We start from the raw sequence: 21,036 nt of genomic DNA, 5'->3' as shown, positions 1-21,036 counted from the left end.
CCTATGACACTGCCTATAACCCTGCCTATGACCACCATGCAGCATAAACGCTTGTCCACCGCACCCATGATTGATTGGAGTACACGCGATTATTGTTACTTTGCTCGATTATTCAATCCTTATACTTACCTTTATACTGAAATGATCAGTACCTCGGCGATATTGCAGGGGGATACAGACTATCAGCTGCGATTTTATCCCAATGAACATCCTTTGGTGCTTCAGCTTGGCGGCTCAGATCCTAACGAATTGGCGCGCTGTGCTAAAATCGGACAAGACTACGGTTACGATGAAATTAATCTAAATGTCGGCTGCCCATCAGATCGGGTACAACATTACAAAATCGGGGCTTGCTTGATGGCAGAGCCCAAATTGGTGGCAGATATTGTCTCTGCGATGCGTGATGCGGTGGATATTCCCGTCACTGTCAAGCATCGCATTGGCATTGATAACTTTGATAGTTATGAGTTTATGGCGGATTTTGTAGATCATGTGGTGAAAGCAGGTTGTCAGCATATCATCGTCCATGCGCGCACCGCTTGGCTACAAGGCTTAAGCCCTAAACAAAATCGTGAAATTCCGCCTCTTCGCTATGAGGATGTGTACCGCTTAAAGCAGGATTTTCCCGATGTATTCGTGGAAATCAATGGCGGTATCACCACTATTGATGACATCAAAACCCATCTGACGAAAGTCGATGGCGTGATGATTGGGCGGGAAGCTTATCACAACCCTTATATTCTAGCCGAAGCCATGCAGCTGTGGGGCGAGCCTGTGCCTAGCCGAGCGGATATTTTTTATCAGTTACTGGATTTTTTGGCAGCCAGTGACGCGCGTGGCACACCGTTGACGGCCATTATGCGCCATTATTTGGGCTTGTTTCAAGGATTGACAGGCAGTCGTAAATGGCGTCAGGCGCTTAGCGGGCAAAAATCCCTGTCGGTCGCGCAAGTTCGTGAAGCGGGTGAAGCGGTGTTGGCGTTAAATGCGGGTTAAAAGTTAGCTAAAAAAGACTAGCCGTATAAATACTGTCCCATCGCCAAGCCATTATTCATCATATGCAACACCACAGGCAATAACAGTGACCCTGATATGATACGCCCATAGCTAAATAACATCGCTAGACAAAAAATCCCCAACAACTCGACCACACCGTATTGCATATGAATCACCGCAAATACAATACTAGTTAGCACACTGGCGCCCCACATACCAAGCTTTGAGCTGGCAAGCCCTGTCCACATAAACCCGCGAAATATCACTTCTTCATAAATCGGCGCAAATACCACCATCGCCAGCACAAGCAGCCACCGTGGATGTGCGGACTCAGCAAGATTGTCCATAAACATCATGGGCTCGCGACCCAGCCAGACGGTGACTAGGTTGATGATAACATTTAGCACAATCAGCAGCGCGCTACATTGTAACAACTGATACCAAGTAAAGGGCTTGAGGGCAAGATAATCTTTGATACGGCTGTTTTTAAATCGGATAAACAAATAAACGCAGCCGAGCACCATGGCTAAGGTAAAGCCTAGCGACAGACTCATTAACGTGCCGTTTTCACTGCCCTGCAACACTTGTTCAGCGATAGCCAAATTTGCGGCATCTTGTAGCACCCATGGTGCAAATAACACCACGCCAATCAATTGACTGGCAAAAAACACCGCTAATAACACCATAGATAGCACAATGGTCTTTGGCAAATCGTAGATGGGGGTACTAGGCTGTAATGATAAATTTTGCACATTAAACCCTTTAATGGATGTTTGTGTTGTTACCGGATATCATGATTGACTGAGTGAATAAGCGCTTTGATTCGTTCAACCGTACTGGCTGGGTATTCTAACGGGAACATATGTCCGCCTTCATGCACTTCAAAATCAATGCCCATACGCTGTTTGACCAGCGCAGGGAACCCACGTTTGAAAAACAGGCTGTCTTTACCAATTATTTGCTTGGCAGGGACAGCCGGCGGATGGTTAGGTTTTTGCCAGTAAAGTGAGGGATTAGTGCGAAACACCGCTACTTCCACCGCTTTTGGAATGGTAAGCGTCACTTGGCCATCTGCCGTATCAGTCAAGCCATAACGAATAAAATCATTAAAACAGCGCTCATCAAAGTATCGATAGAATGCCTTATGCCGCAGATGCTCGTAGGCGACTTCACGGCTTGGCCACGTGTCACGGCGATGGCTTGATAGACCTGCAGGCGTGAGCCTATCTACCAACCGTGGGCTAAAGCGTTTTGCCCAATGTAGTGCCATCGAATAGTAGCCATGAATGAGCGGTGGGTCTAAGGCAATCACTTGGCTAAATAGCTCGGGCGCTTGATAGCTGGCTTGCAGCGTGCACAATGCACCAAGCGAATGCCCTAGCCCGATGACCTTGGTTTGCCCGCGGGCGCTTAAGTGCGTTTGGATGCTATCAATCACTTGTTGGGTCAGTTTTTGCCAATGATTATCAACCGGATAACGCGGGTCAATGCCTAACGCTGGAATATAGACAATATCAAATTCATCACTGAGCAAATCAAACAGATATTGATAGGTTCGCGATGGAATACCATTGGCATGCGCGAAGTGTATCAAGGGTTTTTGCGCTATCGCTCCTGTCTGCCCTGCCTCTCCTATCTCTGTTACGCCCCCTGTCCCTGTCCCTGTCCCTGTCGCTAGCGTTGGCGCAGAAGGCAAACCATTGGCTAACGGATGCTGGCTCGTCTCAGATGACATGGTTATTGCATCCCTTTGTCATTTGCAGCCGCTTGGGTTAATTGGCTAGCAAAGCCTTTGGAGACCGTTTCGCCAAACCCATAGCCGATTTGGCTGGCAAATTTACCCAACACTTTTTTCACCGGGTCTTCTGGGTTATATTCCACGACATTGTCTAGTTTTAGCTGAGACTCAAGGGTGCTGATGCCGCCTTTTTTATCTGCCAAACCGAGATTAATCGCTTGCTCACCACTCCAGAATAACCCAGAAAAAAGCTGATTGGCGTCAGGGTTTTTGAGGCGATTGCCGCGACCTTGTTTGACAGCATTGATAAAATGGGCGTGGGTGTTATCAAGGACACCTTGTACATGTTGGCGCTCAAACTCGGAGAGCGGGCGGCTCATGCTTAAAATATCTTTGTGCGCACCGGCTGTCATGGTGCCATCTTTAACGCCTAGTTTATCCATCAAACCTTGGACATTGTAGCTTGGCATAATCACGCCAATTGAGCCGACCAAGCTTGAGGGATTGACCCAAATTTCATCTGCCGCAGATGCGATATAATACGCGCCCGAAGCACCCATATCTTCGATAACGGCATACAGTTTTTTGTTAGGATGGGCTTTTCTCAATTCGGTCATGGTTTGCCAGATTTCATCGGATTGTACAGGCGAACCACCCGGTGAGTTGATGCGTAACGCCACCGCTTGCGCTTGGTCGTTGTTAAACGCTTCCGTCAATGCTTCGCCCACCGCTTGACTATTGGCTTCATTGTCGCTGCTGATAACGCCTTTGACATCGACGACGGCTAAATGCGGTTTGCTCGTATCGATATTACTCATGCCACTTTTGGCAGAGCCACTACAGCCTTTTGCCACTACCGCGCCAAATAGTAGCACATACCCCAAGGTGATAAGCTTAAAGAAAATACCCCAGCGTCTTGCACGGCGCTGCTCCACAAGGCTTGCCATCAGGGTTTTTTCTAGCAATTGCCATTCTTTGCCTGCGTATGGCGCATTGGGTGGCAAGTTTTGTGCATGGTTTGGTTGAACAGGTGGCTTTGACTGTGAGGGTTGGTTGGGATCGGGTGGCCAATTATCTGACATAAAAGTTCCTTAGCAATAGGTAATTTACCGCCCATGATAGGGGGAAGCGGTCAAAATTACAATCACTCCCTTGTAGCCAAATCGTCAATCATCAGTCAGTATCATCTGGGGCGAGCGTGTAAATTACCGCACCCACTTGATCGGCATACAGGACTTCGAATAGGTGGTCTGCAGGCTTATCCACTGACCAACTAGCCAGCGATAATTGGCTATCTTCGCCCAGTTTTTGCGACTTATACGCGCCTGTGACCACATGCAGTAAGGAAGGTTTAGTCAACGCTAGCCACGATGGTTTAATGGATAACGTATAGGGCTGAATCAGTAAATGCGCCGCCGACACCGTGCATAATTTTTCAGTCATTTGCATGGGGATATCGCTATTACCTGCCAACATCAGCACATCGTAGGGTTTGCTGGTTGGTGGCTTGAAACGAATGTGAATATAACAGGTTTGGGTCGCTAGCTTTTGCTCATCGGTTAAGGCTAAATCCAAGTGCCATCCCGACATCGCTGTGATTTCCAAGCCATCTTGTTGCCAACGTTGCGCGGTTTGGCAACTGCGAGGTGTAATCGCACGAAAACTTGTAGATACAGTCTTATCTGTCACATCAAGCCTGCTGTGTTCGACATCATACCCAGCCAGCCAATAGGCTTTAACAGGTACATGGGTGGCCAGTTGTTGCACCAGCTCATTGACGCGGACACTGGGCGTTTGACTAATCACCCCAGTTAATCGATGAACCTGCTGATTTGCTAACAGCGGATAAATATCACGGTTCAACAGCGAACTGATTTCTTCATCAGCCGCAACATTGCTGATAGCTTGTTTGCTTTTCAAAAAATTGGGTTTATCCGTCTGCGCGGCTTTGACTTGGTTATCGGACAAAATCAGCCAGCTATCATCGCCTTTCTTTAATAAACTGATGACCAGTTTAGGGTTATCACCAACTGCTAGAGTCGGTTTGTTGTTACTTAAACTTCGCTGCTGTAGTGGCAATAATATCAACAGGATAGCCAGTGGCAACATCAGCATTCTAGGCAACAAGCCTTTTAACAACCCCAGTAACGCAATTAACAACCACAGGACAAGCTGGGTTTGTGACAAGGCGAAAAATGATTGTTTGGCAACACCCATGTCGATAAGTTGCTTAAGTAAAAGATGAAATACATTGAGCAGGGTTGTTAGCAGCGACCAAATGATTTGGCTTAGCCAATCCCCTACCACAGGTAGCCAACTAACGACGCCTGCCAACATATCTAAGGGTACAATCACTAAGCCTAAAAATGGTACGGCTAGCAAGTTTACCAAGATGCCGATGACCGATACTTTGCCAAAAAACCACACCACGATGGGCAGCATCCAAATAAATAGCCAAATTTGTAGTTTTAATAACGCCTTGAATTGATGGCTTATGATTTTAACAAAACCACTCAGCACATCGCTGCGTGCAGTAGGCGCTAGTAACTGACTAACATCCTTAATTTCAATGGCGCTAACTGTCCCTATTGTCTCGCTAAATTTTAACAGTAAAACCACCGCCACAAAGGACAACCAAAACCCTGCTTGCCCCACCGCCATCGGTTCTAGCCAAATCATGCCTAGTGCAACCCACGCCAATAGCCGATAAGCAGAAAAATTAACCAATAACTGTTTCGACAGCGTGAGCAGTAACAGCATCCAAAATGTCCGCTGGGCAGGTATTTCAAAACCCACCAGCAGCGCATAAAACCCTGCCATCACCACACTCACCCAGAGCACCAACAAACTACTCGGTAATTTGACCAACAACTGCGGCGCAAGCCACTTAACGAGCCATAATAAAAAAACAGATACGATAGAAGCTAGCATCAGCACATGCGGGCCTGAAATTGCCAATAAATGGCTAATCCCCGTGACTTGATAGCGATTCTTAAGGTCGCTATCCATCAGGCTTTTATCACCGGTTAACAGTCCTAATAAGATTGCATGGCTTTGGATAGCGCTCTGAATGGAACTCTGACTAGAAGTTTGACCCGAACTTTGACCAGAAGTTTGAAAAGCAGTTTGGGCAATATCGGTATTTTTAGAAGTGACTATAGACGTCGATTGTTTCAGCATGGTTGTATGCAAATTGGCGAGAATTTTTTGGCGTAGTTGCCAGCGCAATTGTTCGATAGCAATAACCATACGGTCTTTCACATGGGTTACATTAAATTCATGTATGCTCGTTTTTTCAATACCGATGATCACTCCCTTTGCTTGCACCCCACGCTGTCTCAACCATTGCGCTTCATCAAATCCTAGCATAAGCGGTTTAGCATTGCTGGGTAAGCTTGTAGGCTTAGGCTTTGCAATGGGCTCAAGCTGTAATTTTACGTTAAGCTGCATGCCAGGTCTTAATTGCGACAAGGTCGCTTCCCATTCAGGGTTGTCTTTGATGTTAGCGGTAATGAGTGCCGTTAGCGGTGGCCGGGGGGTTGCTGACGATGCATCAGCATCACCGTCCTTATCAACGCGGACTTGCAGAATTTGTTTGATGAAACCATTGCCAATCAGGACAGTATCATTTGATAATGGGCTCATTTGCGTCACCGTATCGCTGATTTGATGCGATTCAACGATAGCATCCACTGTGAGCGCTGAGGGCAATAACGCGTTTTGATACAGCTTATAATGATATAAACCATAACTGACACTCAGCATGAGCGTCAGCAAAAAGATAAAGCTTGATAATAACGGTAAGGCAAAACGGTAGGCGAATGCAAGGTTTGGCGATGCTCGTTTTAGCTGTTTACGGTTGCAGCCATGGTATAAACCTACATTGATTAGCAGCGCTATCAATAGTACTACTGATAACATCTGCCAAATTTTTGCATCATAACTGGCTAGCGCAGAACCTATCATCAAGGGTTGATTTGCTAGTGTATTTACCACTAAAAAACCCAACAAACTGGCAACCGTGATGAGCCAAATCATGTTTCATCCTTGATAAAGATAGCGATAGCTCGCTACTTCCCTTACAATTATCGAATGAACGATATAGTAAAACAAATAGCAACTTTTGGAAATTATTAATCGATGTTGACTCAATTTAGTAGCGGCAATGACAATGCCTCAGTGTTCGGCAAAAAAAGCATCCAAATCAGTCTAGGGATTGCAGGATTAATACTGGTTGTTGACTGTGGGCTATTGCTGGCCAATCGTGTTTTTCATATTGGCACCCTAGTACCATTGGGCATAGGGCTAATTTTTTTAGCCCATGCGGTATATTGGGAGCGTATCCAACTTTATTTGGCATCACAGCCGTCATTAAAAAAATTATGGCAGCTGATTTGGCTATTATTTTTTGTATGGTTGATAAGTTTTTGTGTCTTTGTCAGCTATTTAAAACAGCACTTTAATACCGATAACCATCCTAAAGCAGCGCAAGCGATTATTGTCTTAGGTGGCGGAACAAAAGATAATAAGCCGACCGATGCGGTAAAACTGCGGTTGGATAAAGCATCTGAAGTCATCAAGCGTTTTGCAAACGCAGTTGTGATAACCAGTGGTGGTTTTGATGCGGGGGAGGATGTCAGTGAAGCCAAAGCGATGGCGGACTATTTACATGACACCTATGGTATAAGCTTAGCGCATATTGCGCTTGAAGAACAAAGCACCAGCACCGAGCTCAACTTTATCCATAGTAAAAAGATTTTAGCGCAGCAAGGGATTGCCTTAAATCAACCGATAATCGCAGTCACCAGTGATTTTCACACCTTGCGCGCAAGCCTTATTGGCAAACGACAAGGATATACCAATTTACAGGTAGTCGGGTCTGACACTCCTTGGTATATCCGTCCAAATGTGTGGTTTCGCGAATACTTTGCTTTTATCAGCGGTTGGCTACTCGATGAGTATTAAGCCACCCACGTACCATTTTGCAAGGCTAATTGTTTATCCGCCAACTGTGCCAGTTGCCGGTCATGGGTGACCATCAACAGCGCGGTATTAAAATCTTTTTGTAGTTCTGATAAGATTTCAAACACCGCCTGCGCATTGGCATAGTCTAAGTTCCCTGTGGGCTCATCTGCCAGTATCAATGAAGGCTTTGTCACCAGCGCCCTAGCAATCGCCACCCGTTGACGTTCACCGCCAGACAGCTCGCCTGGGCGATGGGTCAGTCGATGCCCCAATCCTACTTTTTCCAGTAATTCAATAGACTGTTGACGCGCCACTGCGATTGGCACTGCTTTTCGCATCAATAGCGGCATTGCCACATTTTCAATCGCAGTAAACTCCGCCAACAAATGATGAAACTGATAAATAAAGCCCAAATGTTGGTTACGAAGCTCACCGCGCTGGGTTTCATTCAGATCATTGATGCGTTGCCCATGAAGCCAAACTTCCCCACTGGTCGGCACATCTAAGCCACCCAAGATATGTAGCAAGGTACTTTTACCCGACCCACTCGTGCCAACAATGGCGATGCGCTCGCCACTGTTAATACTGATATCCAAATGATTGAGCACATTCGTGGTGGTCTTACCATCTTGATAGGTTTTGGTGATATTGTTTCCTGTTAAAATCGCCGTCATGGCTCACTCCTATTCATAACGCAATGTTTGAGCCGGTTGGATACTCGCTGCTCGGCGTGCTGGGTAAATGGTTGCCACAAAACTTATTACCAGTGAGGCTGCCACGATGATGGATACGTCTTTCCATTCAAGTTGTGAAGGTAAATAGTTGACAAAATACGCATCAAATAAATGTAACCCAAATAAACTATTGATACCGCCTACCACATCGCTCACGGTCAACGCTAAAATCACGCCCAAAATAGTTCCTGCGACGGTACCAATCACCCCGATAAACAATCCTTGTACCATAAATACTTGGGTAATGAGCTTAGGCGACGCACCAAAGGTTTTTAAAATCGCGATGTCCGCCTTTTTATCAGTCACCAGCATCACTAAGGATGAGACGATGTTAAATGCAGCAACCAAAATAATCAAAAACAGCAATAACCCCACCATGGCTTTTTCCATTTGAATCGCACCAAATAAATTCCCATGCGTCGATGTCCAGTCACTAGGCATGAGCATATTGGGTGCAAGGCTCGCGGCTTGCTGAGCTACTTGTGGTGCGGCAAACAAATCCTTTAGCTTCATGCGAATACCCTGCGCCCCCGCAGGCAGACGCAATAGCGTAGCCGCATCATTCATCGGGATGAATGCCATAATATTGTTGACTTCAGGGCTGATGTCATACACCCCAGTGACGGTAAAACGCTTAAAGCGCGGAATCACGCCAGCAGGCGATGGCGAAGCTTCTGGCAATACTAGCGTGACCATATCGCCTTGTTTCACCCCCAGTGAATCCGCCATTTGCTTGCCAATCACAATGTCAAATTGACCTGCTTTTAGACTATCGACACTACCACTTTCCATATGCTGATGAATAATCGAGACTTTTTTCTCATAGCTTGGCTCAATACCTGTCACCATGATACCAGCAACTTGTCCATTTGCGGTGAGCATACCCTGTAATTGGATAAAAGGTGCGACGGCTTCAACTTTGGGGTTTTTTTGAATCGTTTGCGCCAGCGTCTGCCAATCTGGGATAATTTCACTGGCAGTGACGGTGGCTTGCGGCACCATCCCCAAAATACGACTCTTGAGCTCGCGGTCAAAACCATTCATCACCGATAACACGGTAATGAGCACAGCGACGCCAAGCGTCAAACCCACCATTGAAATCAAAGAAATAAAAGAAATAAATCGGTTACTTCGCTCAGCACGGGTATACCGTAATCCTAAAAACAAAGCCAACGGTCGAAACATAGCATTCCTAAAAATTATCACTATTTTGATGATACAAGCAGGCAAAGAAATAACTTATTTCAAAACCATTATTCAAGCCTGCTAAAAGCGTGTTAGTCTGACACATTTTTTTACCGTTTTGGCAAAAGTTTTTTTGCAATTTTGCTAAAAATTCGCAGAATCAAACATATCTGCGCAATAAATTGTGGATGTTTTAAGCAAAATAAGGTGAAAAAATTCTGCATGTCCCCATTAACATAGCAGAATTAAATTTCATCCCTGCTTAATCAAGGGTTAATCCATTATTAACAGATAGGTTAATAGCTGATACTCGTTGATTTAATCAGGATGATTTGAAGGCTGATATTAGCCTATTGATAGCTGATAATGTAATCATTAAAATTTTGATAAATATCGTGACAGCTGTTTAGTTTATTCAGTGTGTTTGCAGTATAAGCCTGTTGTTACTGATAAACCTGTTGTTACTTAAAGGACGTCTTATGACCAATACTCACCAACCCTCTTCTTCAAATGCCCCCAATACGATTAGTCTAAACTGTGATCAAGTGGTTGGTCATGCAGATCACTGGTCATGTTTTACCAACAATATCCCCGATGACGTCCCAAATTGGTTGCAATCGCATATCGATACTGCCACCATGCCTACCCCACTAAAGACTACCAACGCCACGTCTTCGCATATTTTACTATCGGGTAATCAGCCAATTCATGTCAATCAAGTGATTGAAATTGATAGCAATCGTTCCCCTAAACGTTTGATTAATGCGTTTCCTTGTGTCAATAGTCCGTATGGACAATGGGTCACTATTGAAGGTGTCTATAAATGTGACAATCAGATAGAGGCGATTTTGCGCTTAAAAACTGATGACAATACCGTGCTGTATGTATTTGACCAGTATTATGCCATCAATGCGCACAACTATGAAAAAAATCACCGCTACTTAATCAATCTGAGTGCATTTGCTTACACCGTAAGCTTGAGTAACCGCTCAGAAACTATTGTGGTTGATGAGCCTGAAGCGATTCGCTATCACCGCGCTTTTAATGATATTTTGACCAAAAATAATAACGTTGCCCCAAAAGACCTTGAAGCCCAAATCGCCGCTTGGCAACCTAGCGAAAACGACTTGCCGCTGGAGCCAATTGAAATCAACGTCGGTCACATGTGTGCTTATTTATTTGGTGAAACCATCGGTCAACAAGATGAAGCCTGGTGTCAAGGTCAAATTATTGGCAAACAGACTGCTAGCTTTAACGACGTTGAATTTGTATTGCTTGATGTGGTGATATTACGTGAAAGCCTTGATAATCCTGTTGTGATTCGTTTAGCGGTCAATGCCGATAACATCGATGCGACGATTCAAGTTAACGATTATATTCAAGCCAATATTTGGCTACAGGGGACTATTTTTGTGGAAAACCAGAAAAAAACAGCCACCAATTACAGAGCGTTTTAAGCCTTTCCCCTGTCAGATTATTGATTAATTTTCTTGAAGCCACTGCCGACTATGACAGTGGCTTTGTTATTTTGTAAATAAATGTAAATTTTGCCCTTTATTTTATTTAATTCATTGAATTGACTATAATTTTATATTATCGTTATTTTAAATTTGGTTTTAATCAATTTTTATCAATCAACGTCATAAATCCTATAGTGGCTCAACAGCCTACCCAACATCATCCGCTAACGTTTATGAGTGTTCTATCAGTTATTTTGGGAAGATGACCCATGCCAAATCAGTCGACTAAATCCGCAGTTTCTACTTCAGACGCTATCCAAGCCCAGACTGGATTGGTAAATCACAGCCCACTCCCACTATCTGCTCAAACTAGCTCAGTTAATGGTCTGATGGTTTATAGTTTGCTACTGTACCCCACCCAAGCACGCGATAAAAAAAATCACCGAATGTTATCGATGATTTTCTTTGTGCTCGGGGTGTTAGTGATATTTCGCTTAACACACGGATAATGCTCGCAATATCCTAAATTATTTGATCAGCTCGATTACACTTGTGTATTGGCTAAGATGTCTTTGAAAAGCTGTTTTTGCTCAGCGCTTGGGCTTGCGGTTTGGATAGACATTAATTGTCCCATATCGCCTTCAACGCGGATTTTGCCAGACATAAAGGCTTCCATCGCACGGTTCATATCACGATCTAAAAATATCGCCTTTAAGGTATCGGCATCAAGTTTTAGGGTGGTTAAAGCGCCATCTTTTGAACCTTGATGAATCGTCCCATCATAAAAAGCGGCATTGACTTCTTGATTGTCGCTATCTGTGACTTGTAAATTAATTGACATATTTTTAATCGCGGGTGGTAGATTTAAGTCACCGGCTTTGTTGGTTAATTCGTCAACTTTATCAAACCATTCTTGTGTTAAAATTTTAGCCATTTTAAATCCTCATTGTCGTTAGTTGTATTAGAACTTGTGCATCTTACCGAGATTTTGTAAGAATGACAATTCTCTAACCCATAATAAACCTATTTATAGAACAACGATAATGGCGCTCGGTTAACCATTTTTAGCATTGTTACTAGATAGTGTATGGGATGTTAAAAAAATCCCCACAATTTACATGGTTTTTTTTATTTTTCATATTATAATAGTTGGTGTGTAATTTTTTTTTGCGGTATGAACGTTACATTAGATGATATTTAGCAAAGATTAAGTTACAATACTTGGTGAGAATCGTGAGTTTGAGCCTATTTTACTGCTTGTAAATTTACTGTTTTGCGTCAAGATTTAGCCGCTAATTTCTTTAAAATTCATCGTGAAACTAGCCACTAAACAGTTAGCCTATCTTATAAAAAAATAACTAGTGCCAACGTATCTGACCTGATAGTTTTATTGACAGGCACAAAGGAGATTTCTGCTTAAACTTGTTGATAATATAGGCTGTAAAGGAAATCATCGAATGAATTTACAAAACACAGCAATACCTATTACCGATGATTATGAAGTGGACATCATTAAGTTGTTCTCAATCATGGCGGTAGTATATGGTATTATCGGTATGGCAATTGGGGTGTTCATTGCATCACAATTGGCATGGCCTGCCCTCAATTTTGGTATCCCTTGGCTAACATTTAGCCACTTGCGTCCATTGCACACCAACGCGGTGATTTTTGCATTTGGTGGTTGTGCGTTATTCGCAACTTCATATTATATCGTTCAAAGAACGTGTAAAACGCGTTTATTCGCACCTTATCTAGCCTGGTTCACCTTTTGGGGATGGAACCTTGTTATTGTTGGCGCAATTATTACCCTACCCTTGGGTTTAACCTCAGCGAAAGAATATGCTGAGCTTGAATGGCCCATTGATATCTTAATTGCCGTGGTGTGGATATCTTATGCTATTGTGTTTTTTGGTACGTTATTGAAACGCAAAACCTCGCATATTTACGTTGCTAACTGGTTCTTTGCTGCATTTATTTTGACCATTGCGTTACTGCATATTGTCAATAGTATGTCCATCCCTCTGAGCTTTTGGAAGTCATATTCATTGTTTGGCGGTGCGACTGACGCTATGGTGCAATGGTGGTATGGTCACAACGCCGTAGGTTTTTACTTAACAGCCGCCTTTCTGGGTATGATGTATTACTTTGTGCCTGTACAAATCGGTCGTCCTGTTTACTCCTATCGTTTATCTATTATCCACTTTTGGGCGTTAATCGCGTCTTATATGTGGGCGGGTGGTCACCATCTTCACTATTCAGCACTCCCTGACTGGGCACAGTCTTTAGGGATGGTATTTTCTATCATTTTATTTGCGCCTTCATGGGGCGGTATGATTAATGGTGTACTTACCTTATCTGGCAGCTGGGATAAACTTCGCACAGACCCTATTATTCGTTTCTTGATTGTTGCACTGTCATTCTATGCGATGTCAACATTTGAAGGTCCGATGATGTCAATCAAAACCGTCAATGCGTTATCCCACAATACTGACTGGACCGTTGGTCACGTGCATTCTGGTGCGTTAGGCTGGGTTGGTATGATTACGGTTGGTTCATTATATGTATTGATTCCACGTATTTGGAACAAACAAAAAATGTATTCAACTGATTTAATCACCACGCATTTTTGGCTGGCTACGGCAGGTACTATTTTCTACATCGTATCGCTTTGGATTTCAGGTATTGGTCAAGGTATGATGTGGCGTGCTACAAATCCAGATGGAACACTGGTGTATAGTTTCGTTGATACTGTCTTGTTCTCGCACTATCCTTACATTGGTCGTGCATTTGGTGGTTTATTGTATGTCACAGGTATGGTCGTCATGGCTTACAACGTTTACAAAACTATCACGATGCCAAGCACTAAAACTGTTGAAGTAGCGGATACCACTACACCTGTAGTAGAAACTGCTACCGCAAAACAGATTTAAGGAGAGACTCATGCAAATCAATCATGAAATTATTGAAAAAAACACGGGTCTTCTACTTATCCTAATCGTTGTAGCTATCAGTTTTGCGACTTTGGTAGAAATCGTGCCATTGATTTATACCAAAGAAGTTAACCAACCTTTGCCCAATATGAAGCCATGGACTGCCCTTGAGATGGAAGGTCGTGATATTTATATTCGTGAAGGCTGTCACGTCTGTCATACCCAAATGGTTCGTCCTCTTCGGGCTGAAGTAGAACGTTATGGACCTTATTCGCGAGCTGCTGAATCCGCTTGGGATCATCCCTTCTTATGGGGGTCCAAACGTACTGGACCTGATCTTGCGCGTGTCGGCGGACGCTATTCTGATGACTGGCAACGTGAACACTTGATTAACCCACAATCATTGGTACCTGAGTCTGTGATGCCATCATTTGCTTGGTTAGCAAAAAATGACGTTAACCCTGGAGAAGTACAAGCAAAAATGCGTCTATTCCGTGACCATTTTGGTGTGCCTTATAGCGATGCTGATATTGCAGGTGCACCTGATGCGGTACAAGGTAAAACTGAGCTCGATGCTGTTGTTGCATATTTACAACAACTGGGCACTGCAATGAAAGGTCAACGTTAATGTTGGGCACATTACACAGTATCGCAACGGTCGCAGCGTTTATCGCTTTTATTGCGATTGTTTGGTGGGCTTACTCGCCAAAGAATCGCAAACGATTTGAAGAAGATGCAAAACTTGCGTTAGATGACGAAGACCTAACAGGTGCATCACAACGCAATAAGGATAAAAAATGAGTGGATTTTGGAGTTTTTGGATAACCCTATTTTCCATCGCTTGTTGGGCTTGGATTTTGTTCTGGTTAGTCGGTGTATTGGGTTATCGCCCAAAAATGTCGGATGACGGTACTACAGGCCATGAATACGATGGTATCCAAGAGTTTGACCGTCCATTACCAAAATGGTGGTTAGTAATCTTTTGGGGTTCATTAGCTTGGGCACTACTATACATGCTATTGTTCCCATCAGTAATGCCAGGCTCATGGAAAGGTATTACTACGGTAAAAGTAGATGGTCAAGATGTTCCTTGGACCAGTGCTAATGAATTAGCATCCGATCTTGAGCGCAATAATGCTGTATTTACTGGCACGTTCAATGATAAAATCTTAAAAGACAAAGCGGTAACGGCGCAAATTGATAGCCTTGCTAAATTACAAGCGCAGCAAGCTAAAAATGCAGAGCCCAATGCTGAATTAAAATCGCAAATTGATAAAGGTATTGTAGGACTGGCACCTGCCGTTCTAAAACTTTCTCAAGATCCTCAAGCGATTAAAATTGGTCAGCGTTTGTTCTTACAAAACTGTTCAGTGTGTCATGGCTCACAAGCGCATGGTGCACCCGGTTATCCAAACTTGACGGACAATGACTGGATTTATGGCGGTACACCCGATAAAATCTTGTTAACCCTAAATCATGGTCGCGTGGGTGGTATGCCAGCTTGGAAAGCGCAGATTGGTGAAGATGGTGTTCGCGCCGCAGCTGAATACGTACTATCACTATCACCCGGTCATGGTTCAAAAGAAAATGGTCAGTTGAACCAAACTTTGGTTAATCAAGGTAAGGCTATTTTTGATACTAACTGTGCGGTATGTCACGGTAAAGATGCCAAAGGTAACCATGATATCGGTGCGGTGAATCTTACGGATGACATTTGGTTATATGGTGGCGACCGTGAAACGGTTCGTACTACGTTACGTAACGGCCGTGCCGGTGTGATGCCACATTGGGATACCAAATTGGGTAACGAGCGTATTATGTTATTGGCGGCGTATGTTTATTCATTAAGCGATCACAAACAAGATGGCTCTGTGATGACGCCAACCACTGTTGTTAATAAAGAACGTGGTGCAGCCTCTACCCCAGTTGAAACTGCAAATGCGGTCAAATCTGCGGTTGCTAGTGCGGTAAAATAATTTTTACCCGCCACTTAAAAAAGCGAGTTTTAGTTACTCGCTTTTTTATTGCGGATTGACTTTTCCTTGTCCCTCTTTACTTGCCTAGTTTTACATGCCTAGTTTTTCAAAGGCAGTTTCATCAAAACCAATGATTAACTCATTGTTTGAGACGACAATCGGGCGCTTAATCATACTTGGCTTAGCCACCATCATATCTAACGCAGCATCCACATCTTGCTTTATTTGGGCTTTTTGCGCATCGCTAAGTTTGCGGTAGGTTGTGCCTTTGCTATTCATGATTTTGTCGATACCAACTGTTTCGACCCAATGTGCTAATGTCGGTTTATTTATCGCCTGTTTTTTATAGTCAAAAAATTCATACTCCAAACCCAGTGCAGTTAATTTATCAAACGCCTTTTTCATGGTGCTACAATTTTTGATACCGTAGATGGTGATGCTCATATTGACTCCTTTTTTTATCGCAATTTTTACGGTTTTAGGCTATGCTATGGGGCTTAATATACCTTCCCATTCAAATACTGCAAATTCAGACCATTATGAGTAATTCAGCTTTAACCAGTCAATACCAACCCCAAGAGATTGAGCCCGCCCAACAACAAAAATGGGAACAGCAAAATCGCTATCAAGTAAACAACGCGGCATCTGATAAGCCATCACGTTATTTGCTGTCTATGTTTCCCTACCCCAGTGGTAAACTACATATGGGGCACGTGCGCAACTACACGATTAGTGATGTGTTGAGTCGTTACTATCGGTTGAAAGGTTATGAAGTATTGCAGCCAATGGGCTGGGATGCGTTTGGTATGCCTGCAGAAAATGCAGCGATTGCCAATGCTGTTGCCCCTGCTGCGTGGACGTTTTCAAACATTGATAACATGCGCGCACAGCTTAAATCATTAGGACTGTCGATTGACTGGTCACGTGAATTTGCCACTTGTACGCCAGAATACTATAAATGGGAACAATGGCTATTTGTACAACTGTTCAAAAAAGGCTTGGTATACAAAAAACTCTCAACAGTGAATTGGGACCCTGTTGATAATACTGTCCTTGCCAATGAGCAAGTGGTGGATGGTCGCGGTTGGCGCTCAGGTGCGCTAATTGAAAAACGCGAAATCCCCATGTACTACTTTAACATCACCGCCTACGCAGACGAGCTGTTAAATGATTTGGATAAGCTGGAAGGTCATTGGCCACAGCAAGTGATTACCATGCAGCGCAACTGGATTGGTCGCTCTGAAGGCATGGAAATTCATTTTCCCTATACCTTAAATGGTGAAGAAAAAACCCTAGATGTATTCACTACCCGTCCTGATACCTTAATGGGCGTGACTTATGTATCGGTGGCAGCTGAGCATCCACTGGCAAAACACGCGGCCGCGACCAATCCTGCCTTACAAAGCTTTATTGAAGCCTGCAAAAAAGGCTCAGTTGCCGAAGCAGACTTAGCCAAAGCTGAAAAAATGGGTATGGATACGGGTCTGACTGTCATCCATCCGTTGACCGGTGAGCAAGTGCCTGTTTGGGTCGCTAACTACGTCTTAATGAGCTACGGTTCTGGCGCTGTCATGGCAGTCCCTGCGCATGATGAACGCGACTTTGAATTTGCCAATAAATACCAGTTACCTATTAAGCAAGTGATTGACCTGGACGAAAACCATAAGCAAGGTCAACAGTTTGATGCGACGACTTGGCAAGACTGGTATGGCGATAAGCAAAATGGCGTGGCTATTAACTCGGGTGAGTTAGATGGTTTAAATTTTAAACAAGCCTTTGACAAAATTTTAACCCAACTTGAGCCAAAAGGCTTGGGTAAAAAAACCATTAATTATCGGCTACGTGATTGGGGAGTATCTCGCCAGCGTTATTGGGGTTGCCCAATTCCGGTTATCAACTGTGCCGACTGCGGTACAGTACCTGTTCCTGAAAGTCAGCTGCCTGTGGTATTACCTTTAGATGTAGTGCCAGATGGACGTGGCAATCCCCTCAACAATCTTGCTTCATTTACCGATGTCAACTGCCCATGTTGCGGCAAGCCTGCCAAACGTGAAACCGATACCTTTGATACTTTTGTAGAATCAAGCTGGTATTACGCGCGTTTTGCATCACCCAATTATACCGATGGGATGATTAATAAAGTCGCGGCCGATAAATGGCTACCTGTAGATCAATATGTAGGTGGTGTTGAGCACGCCGTGTTACACTTACTGTATGCGCGTTTTTTCCACAAGCTCATGCGTGATGAAGGCTTGGTGCAGGGAGATGAACCTTTTGCCAATTTACTCACCCAAGGCATGGTCTTGGCGGGTACTTATCTTCGCGAAAATGCCGATGGTAGCAAATCCTATTACTTTCCAGAAGAAGTTGATATCCGCTACAACGATAAAGGTCAGCCCATCGAAGCGACCTTAAAAGCCGATGGTCAGCCTGTCAAAATTGGCAAAATCGAGAAAATGTCGAAGTCAAAAAACAATGGTGTCGACCCACAAGCGACCATTGATCAATATGGCGCAGATACGGTTCGACTTTACACCATGTTTACCGCGCCTGTCGACCAGACGCTTGAATGGATTGACGATGGGCTAAAGGGTCCGTATAACTTTTTGAAAAAAGTATGGCGTTATACCATCGAGCATGGTGACACACTGGCACAACAATCTTTAACCGCAGCAACGCTATCGGTGAGTGACGCCCAGTCGCTTAGTAAAGCCGCTAAAAATCTACGCCGTAAAACACATGATACGATCGGCAAATTAGATGACGCCTTTGGTAAAAACTTGGCGCTCAATACGCCTGTGTCATTTTTAATGGAGCTGTCTAACGAACTCACCGCGTTTGACATTCGTTCAGACAGCGATTTGGCGGTAGCCAATGAAGCACTTATAACATTATTGACCTTGCTCACCATGTACGCGCCGCACATGGCAGAAGTGCTACTTGAGGAGTTAGGGATTGATGTAATCACGCTAACCTATCCAGCCGTTGATACTTCAGCCTTGGTACAAGACACTATTACCATGGTGGTGCAAGTCAACGGCAAAATCCGTGGTCAAATGGAGGTGGCGCCAAACAGTGACAGCGATTGGTTAAAAGCCGAAGCGAAACAACTCGACAGCGTCGCTAAATTTATCACCGGCGATATCATCAAAGAAATCGTGGTGCCCAATAAACTGGTTAATATTGTGGTAAAAGCCTAATTGATTACAAGGGCTTATTGGCAACCTAAGCCCTTTTTGACCTTAAAGCTTTATAATAACTTGAAGCTTCATAATAAAGTGTTATCACAAGCAATACCGACAATCATAGATGGGTAACTAACAGACAGGTAACTATATGAATAAGCCATTTCTTCGTATCCTCCTAAGCAGTGTGTTACTGACGCAGCTACCTGCCTGTGGTTTTCATCTACGCGGGTATGATGCGCCCATGTCACAGAATATCCCGACCACTGAGCTGATTTTTCACAATAGCCCAGAAGACTATGCGGTTAAAAATGCGTTAAAAAAACAACTTGACCAGCTAAGCATCAACACCCAAGATAGGATGATTGATAAAAATGCAACCAACCAATCAAATGCCACCTTGCCTGCCAGTATTGAAGTCAAAAACATTCGCCTGCAAAACTACCAGCTACGCGGTATTTTGACCGAAATTCGTATGGTGCTAAGCGCAGAGGTAAGCTATCGCGCCATTGAAAATGGTCAACCCCGCACGCTGACCAATACTATTCAAGTACAGCGCAGTTATCAGTATGACCAAGGCGTGGTAGCGACTGACAATCCCCAAGCTGAGCAAATTAAAGTATGGTTGTATGACAACCTGGCGCAGCGTATTGCTGACCAATATGTCGCACTGAGCCTTCCTAAAATCACCAAACTGTCGACCGCAACCACCCCCTAACCTACCTAACCTAATTGATAACACGCTGATGCAGTACAATTTTTTAAATGCCTTTCAACATCTCAAAAATAGGCAAGACCCCGCTACTGGGGTGTGGCTAATGCATGGCGATGAAGATTTGCTGTCACAGTGGCTGATAGAAAAAATGTCGCCCAATTGGCGGCAGCATAATATGGCAATTTCGCGCATGGATATTACCAGCGCCAAATCATGGCAAGCGGTTTTGGCAGAGCTGAACAGTCTGTCACTGTTTGACGACAACAAAGCCATTATCGTTCATGGTAATCATAAACCCGATAAAGAGGCATTGGCAGAATTAACGCAATTTGCGACCAGCAATTCGAGCAATTGCTTAGTCATTATCAGTGATAAATACGATAAAAAAAGCCAAAGCAGTGCGTTTTTTTTACTTTGTGATAAATTTGGTCAGGTCATCGAATGCCATCTTTATCAAGAGCAGCAACGCGAACAACTGCTACAGCAACACGCGCAAGACTTTGGACTCGAGCTCACCAAACCCGCTTGGCAAATGCTGATGGCACAAACTCAGCATAATTTGCTAGCGGCTTACCAAAGTCTGTGGCGACTCTCCTATCTTTATGCTACAACAGATGCGAATCCTCCTACCCATTTTGTGACCATCGATGAGGCTCAGCTGTTTGATGGGTTGGTGAGTCAATCTATGTTTACCACCTTTGACTTATCGGATGCCATGTTGGCAGGTGATACCGCGCAGGTTGCAAAAATCTTACAGCAACTCAAAGCCAGTGAAGAACCAGAGAGTCTGGTATTATGGATGATAGCCAAAGACATGCGCAATATTTTAAGCTTGCAATCAGGGGCAAGTTATCAAAGCCTTGGCATTTGGCAAAGCAAGCAACAGCTGTATAGTAAAGCCCTGCATCGTCATTCCCATGACGCTACCCGCAGCTGGTCGGATGCACTGTACCAAGCCGACCAAGCCATCAAAGGTCTGGTGCAACAACCAGCTTGGGAGCTGCTCTACCAACTCGCTTTTCGCCTAGCGGGTCAACCCCTATTTCACTAATTGCTTTAAAAGTTACTTTTAAAGTTGCTTTTAAAAATGCTCCGCAACCTTTGCAATCTTTGCAACCCTTCAAACAACCCACCCATCAAACCACCACCCCC

The 21,036-nt window shown here is 44.0% G+C and carries 19 protein-coding genes; 11 read left to right on the top strand and 8 right to left on the bottom strand.

Annotated features, from left to right (window positions below; all coding sequences use genetic code 11):
* Positions 1 to 27: 27 nt before the first annotated feature.
* A complete protein-coding gene (gene dusA / locus RTR63_RS08960) occupies positions 28 to 996 on the top strand; it encodes a tRNA dihydrouridine(20/20a) synthase DusA (protein WP_312523806.1) in 969 nt (322 codons plus the stop codon).
* Positions 997 to 1,013: 17 nt separating this feature from the next.
* Here dusA and RTR63_RS08955 read toward each other — a convergent pair whose 3' ends face one another.
* The 4 genes from RTR63_RS08955 to RTR63_RS08940 form a co-directional block, all read right to left on the bottom strand.
* On the bottom strand, positions 1,014 to 1,748 hold the full coding sequence (locus RTR63_RS08955; RefSeq protein WP_312523802.1) for a CPBP family intramembrane glutamic endopeptidase: 735 nt from the start codon (positions 1,746 to 1,748) through the stop codon (positions 1,014 to 1,016).
* 29 nt (positions 1,749 to 1,777) lie between these two features.
* Positions 1,778 to 2,605, bottom strand: coding sequence for an alpha/beta hydrolase (locus RTR63_RS08950; RefSeq protein WP_312523804.1), 828 nt, complete (start codon positions 2,603 to 2,605; stop codon positions 1,778 to 1,780).
* 128 nt (positions 2,606 to 2,733) lie between these two features.
* Positions 2,734 to 3,816: a signal peptide peptidase SppA gene (gene sppA, locus RTR63_RS08945; RefSeq protein WP_312523801.1), complete on the bottom strand. Its 1,083-nt coding sequence runs from the start codon at positions 3,814 to 3,816 to the stop codon at positions 2,734 to 2,736.
* Positions 3,817 to 3,907: 91 nt separating this feature from the next.
* Positions 3,908 to 6,772: a ComEC/Rec2 family competence protein gene (locus RTR63_RS08940; protein WP_312523800.1), complete on the bottom strand. Its 2,865-nt coding sequence runs from the start codon at positions 6,770 to 6,772 to the stop codon at positions 3,908 to 3,910.
* Positions 6,773 to 6,874: 102 nt separating this feature from the next.
* Here RTR63_RS08940 and RTR63_RS08935 point away from each other — a divergent pair, with 102 nt between their 5' ends.
* Positions 6,875 to 7,699 carry a YdcF family protein gene (locus RTR63_RS08935; protein WP_050325705.1) on the top strand — a complete coding sequence of 275 codons (825 nt, stop codon included), beginning with the start codon at positions 6,875 to 6,877 and terminating at the stop codon, positions 7,697 to 7,699.
* On the opposite strand, the gene lolD is transcribed toward RTR63_RS08935, so the two are convergent.
* Together lolD and RTR63_RS08925 are read right to left on the bottom strand one after the other, a co-directional pair.
* Entirely contained in the window at positions 7,696 to 8,373 is a 678-nt protein-coding gene (gene lolD, locus RTR63_RS08930; RefSeq protein WP_007115912.1) for a lipoprotein-releasing ABC transporter ATP-binding protein LolD, read from the bottom strand. The genes RTR63_RS08935 and lolD overlap by 4 nt on opposite strands.
* Positions 8,374 to 8,382: 9 nt before the next feature.
* Positions 8,383 to 9,618 carry a lipoprotein-releasing ABC transporter permease subunit gene (locus RTR63_RS08925; protein ID WP_219300336.1) on the bottom strand — a complete coding sequence of 412 codons (1,236 nt, stop codon included), beginning with the start codon at positions 9,616 to 9,618 and terminating at the stop codon, positions 8,383 to 8,385.
* Between the two features lie 479 nt (positions 9,619 to 10,097).
* On the opposite strand from RTR63_RS08925, the gene RTR63_RS08920 reads away from it, so the two are divergent.
* Both RTR63_RS08920 and RTR63_RS08915 read left to right on the top strand, forming a co-directional pair.
* Positions 10,098 to 11,075 (top strand): hypothetical protein, encoded by a 978-nt coding sequence (locus RTR63_RS08920; protein WP_312523797.1) that lies wholly within the window; start codon positions 10,098 to 10,100, stop codon positions 11,073 to 11,075.
* Between the two features lie 272 nt (positions 11,076 to 11,347).
* Positions 11,348 to 11,587, top strand: a complete 240-nt coding sequence (locus RTR63_RS08915) for a hypothetical protein (protein ID WP_144917895.1) — start codon at positions 11,348 to 11,350, stop codon at positions 11,585 to 11,587.
* 35 nt (positions 11,588 to 11,622) lie between these two features.
* Here RTR63_RS08915 and RTR63_RS08910 read toward each other — a convergent pair whose 3' ends face one another.
* Entirely contained in the window at positions 11,623 to 12,012 is a 390-nt protein-coding gene (locus tag RTR63_RS08910; RefSeq protein ID WP_135888677.1) for an SCP2 sterol-binding domain-containing protein, read from the bottom strand.
* Between the two features lie 523 nt (positions 12,013 to 12,535).
* On the opposite strand from RTR63_RS08910, the gene ccoN reads away from it, so the two are divergent.
* The 4 genes from ccoN to ccoP are packed head-to-tail and all read left to right on the top strand — an operon-like array spanning position 12,536 to position 15,984.
* A complete protein-coding gene (gene ccoN, locus RTR63_RS08905) occupies positions 12,536 to 14,008 on the top strand; it encodes a cytochrome-c oxidase, cbb3-type subunit I (RefSeq protein WP_219332120.1) in 1,473 nt (490 codons plus the stop codon).
* 10 nt (positions 14,009 to 14,018) lie between these two features.
* Entirely contained in the window at positions 14,019 to 14,636 is a 618-nt protein-coding gene (gene ccoO / locus RTR63_RS08900; protein ID WP_472796587.1) for a cytochrome-c oxidase, cbb3-type subunit II, read from the top strand.
* On the top strand, positions 14,636 to 14,809 hold the full coding sequence (locus RTR63_RS08895; protein ID WP_050325699.1) for a cbb3-type cytochrome oxidase subunit 3: 174 nt from the start codon (positions 14,636 to 14,638) through the stop codon (positions 14,807 to 14,809). Before ccoO ends, RTR63_RS08895 begins: the two co-directional genes overlap by 1 nt.
* The gene (ccoP, locus tag RTR63_RS08890) at positions 14,806 to 15,984 is read left to right on the top strand and encodes a cytochrome-c oxidase, cbb3-type subunit III (RefSeq protein WP_312523792.1); all 1,179 of its coding nucleotides are present in this window, start codon (positions 14,806 to 14,808) and stop codon (positions 15,982 to 15,984) included. The genes RTR63_RS08895 and ccoP overlap by 4 nt, the downstream gene beginning before the upstream one ends.
* A gap of 90 nt (positions 15,985 to 16,074) precedes the next feature.
* Here ccoP and RTR63_RS08885 read toward each other — a convergent pair whose 3' ends face one another.
* Complete coding sequence (locus tag RTR63_RS08885; RefSeq protein ID WP_201666031.1) at positions 16,075 to 16,428, bottom strand: Spx/MgsR family RNA polymerase-binding regulatory protein; 354 nt, start codon at positions 16,426 to 16,428, stop codon at positions 16,075 to 16,077.
* 95 nt (positions 16,429 to 16,523) lie between these two features.
* On the opposite strand from RTR63_RS08885, the gene leuS reads away from it, so the two are divergent.
* The 3 genes from leuS (at position 16,524) to holA (ending at position 20,935) form a co-directional block, all read left to right on the top strand.
* Positions 16,524 to 19,184 (top strand): leucine--tRNA ligase, encoded by a 2,661-nt coding sequence (leuS, locus tag RTR63_RS08880; RefSeq protein ID WP_312523790.1) that lies wholly within the window; start codon positions 16,524 to 16,526, stop codon positions 19,182 to 19,184.
* A gap of 136 nt (positions 19,185 to 19,320) precedes the next feature.
* A complete protein-coding gene (locus tag RTR63_RS08875) occupies positions 19,321 to 19,887 on the top strand; it encodes an LPS-assembly lipoprotein LptE (RefSeq protein ID WP_312523789.1) in 567 nt (188 codons plus the stop codon).
* A 28-nt stretch (positions 19,888 to 19,915) separates the two neighbouring features.
* Positions 19,916 to 20,935 carry a DNA polymerase III subunit delta gene (holA, locus tag RTR63_RS08870; RefSeq protein WP_312523788.1) on the top strand — a complete coding sequence of 340 codons (1,020 nt, stop codon included), beginning with the start codon at positions 19,916 to 19,918 and terminating at the stop codon, positions 20,933 to 20,935.
* Positions 20,936 to 21,036 lie beyond the last annotated feature (101 nt).

It is taken from the genome of Moraxella sp. CTOTU47724 (assembly GCF_032014955.1).
In the GTDB taxonomy this organism is placed as follows: domain Bacteria; phylum Pseudomonadota; class Gammaproteobacteria; order Pseudomonadales; family Moraxellaceae; genus Faucicola; species Faucicola tetraodonis.
Note: the sequence above shows the minus strand (reverse complement) of the source record. Positions and strands in the feature narration are given on the sequence as shown.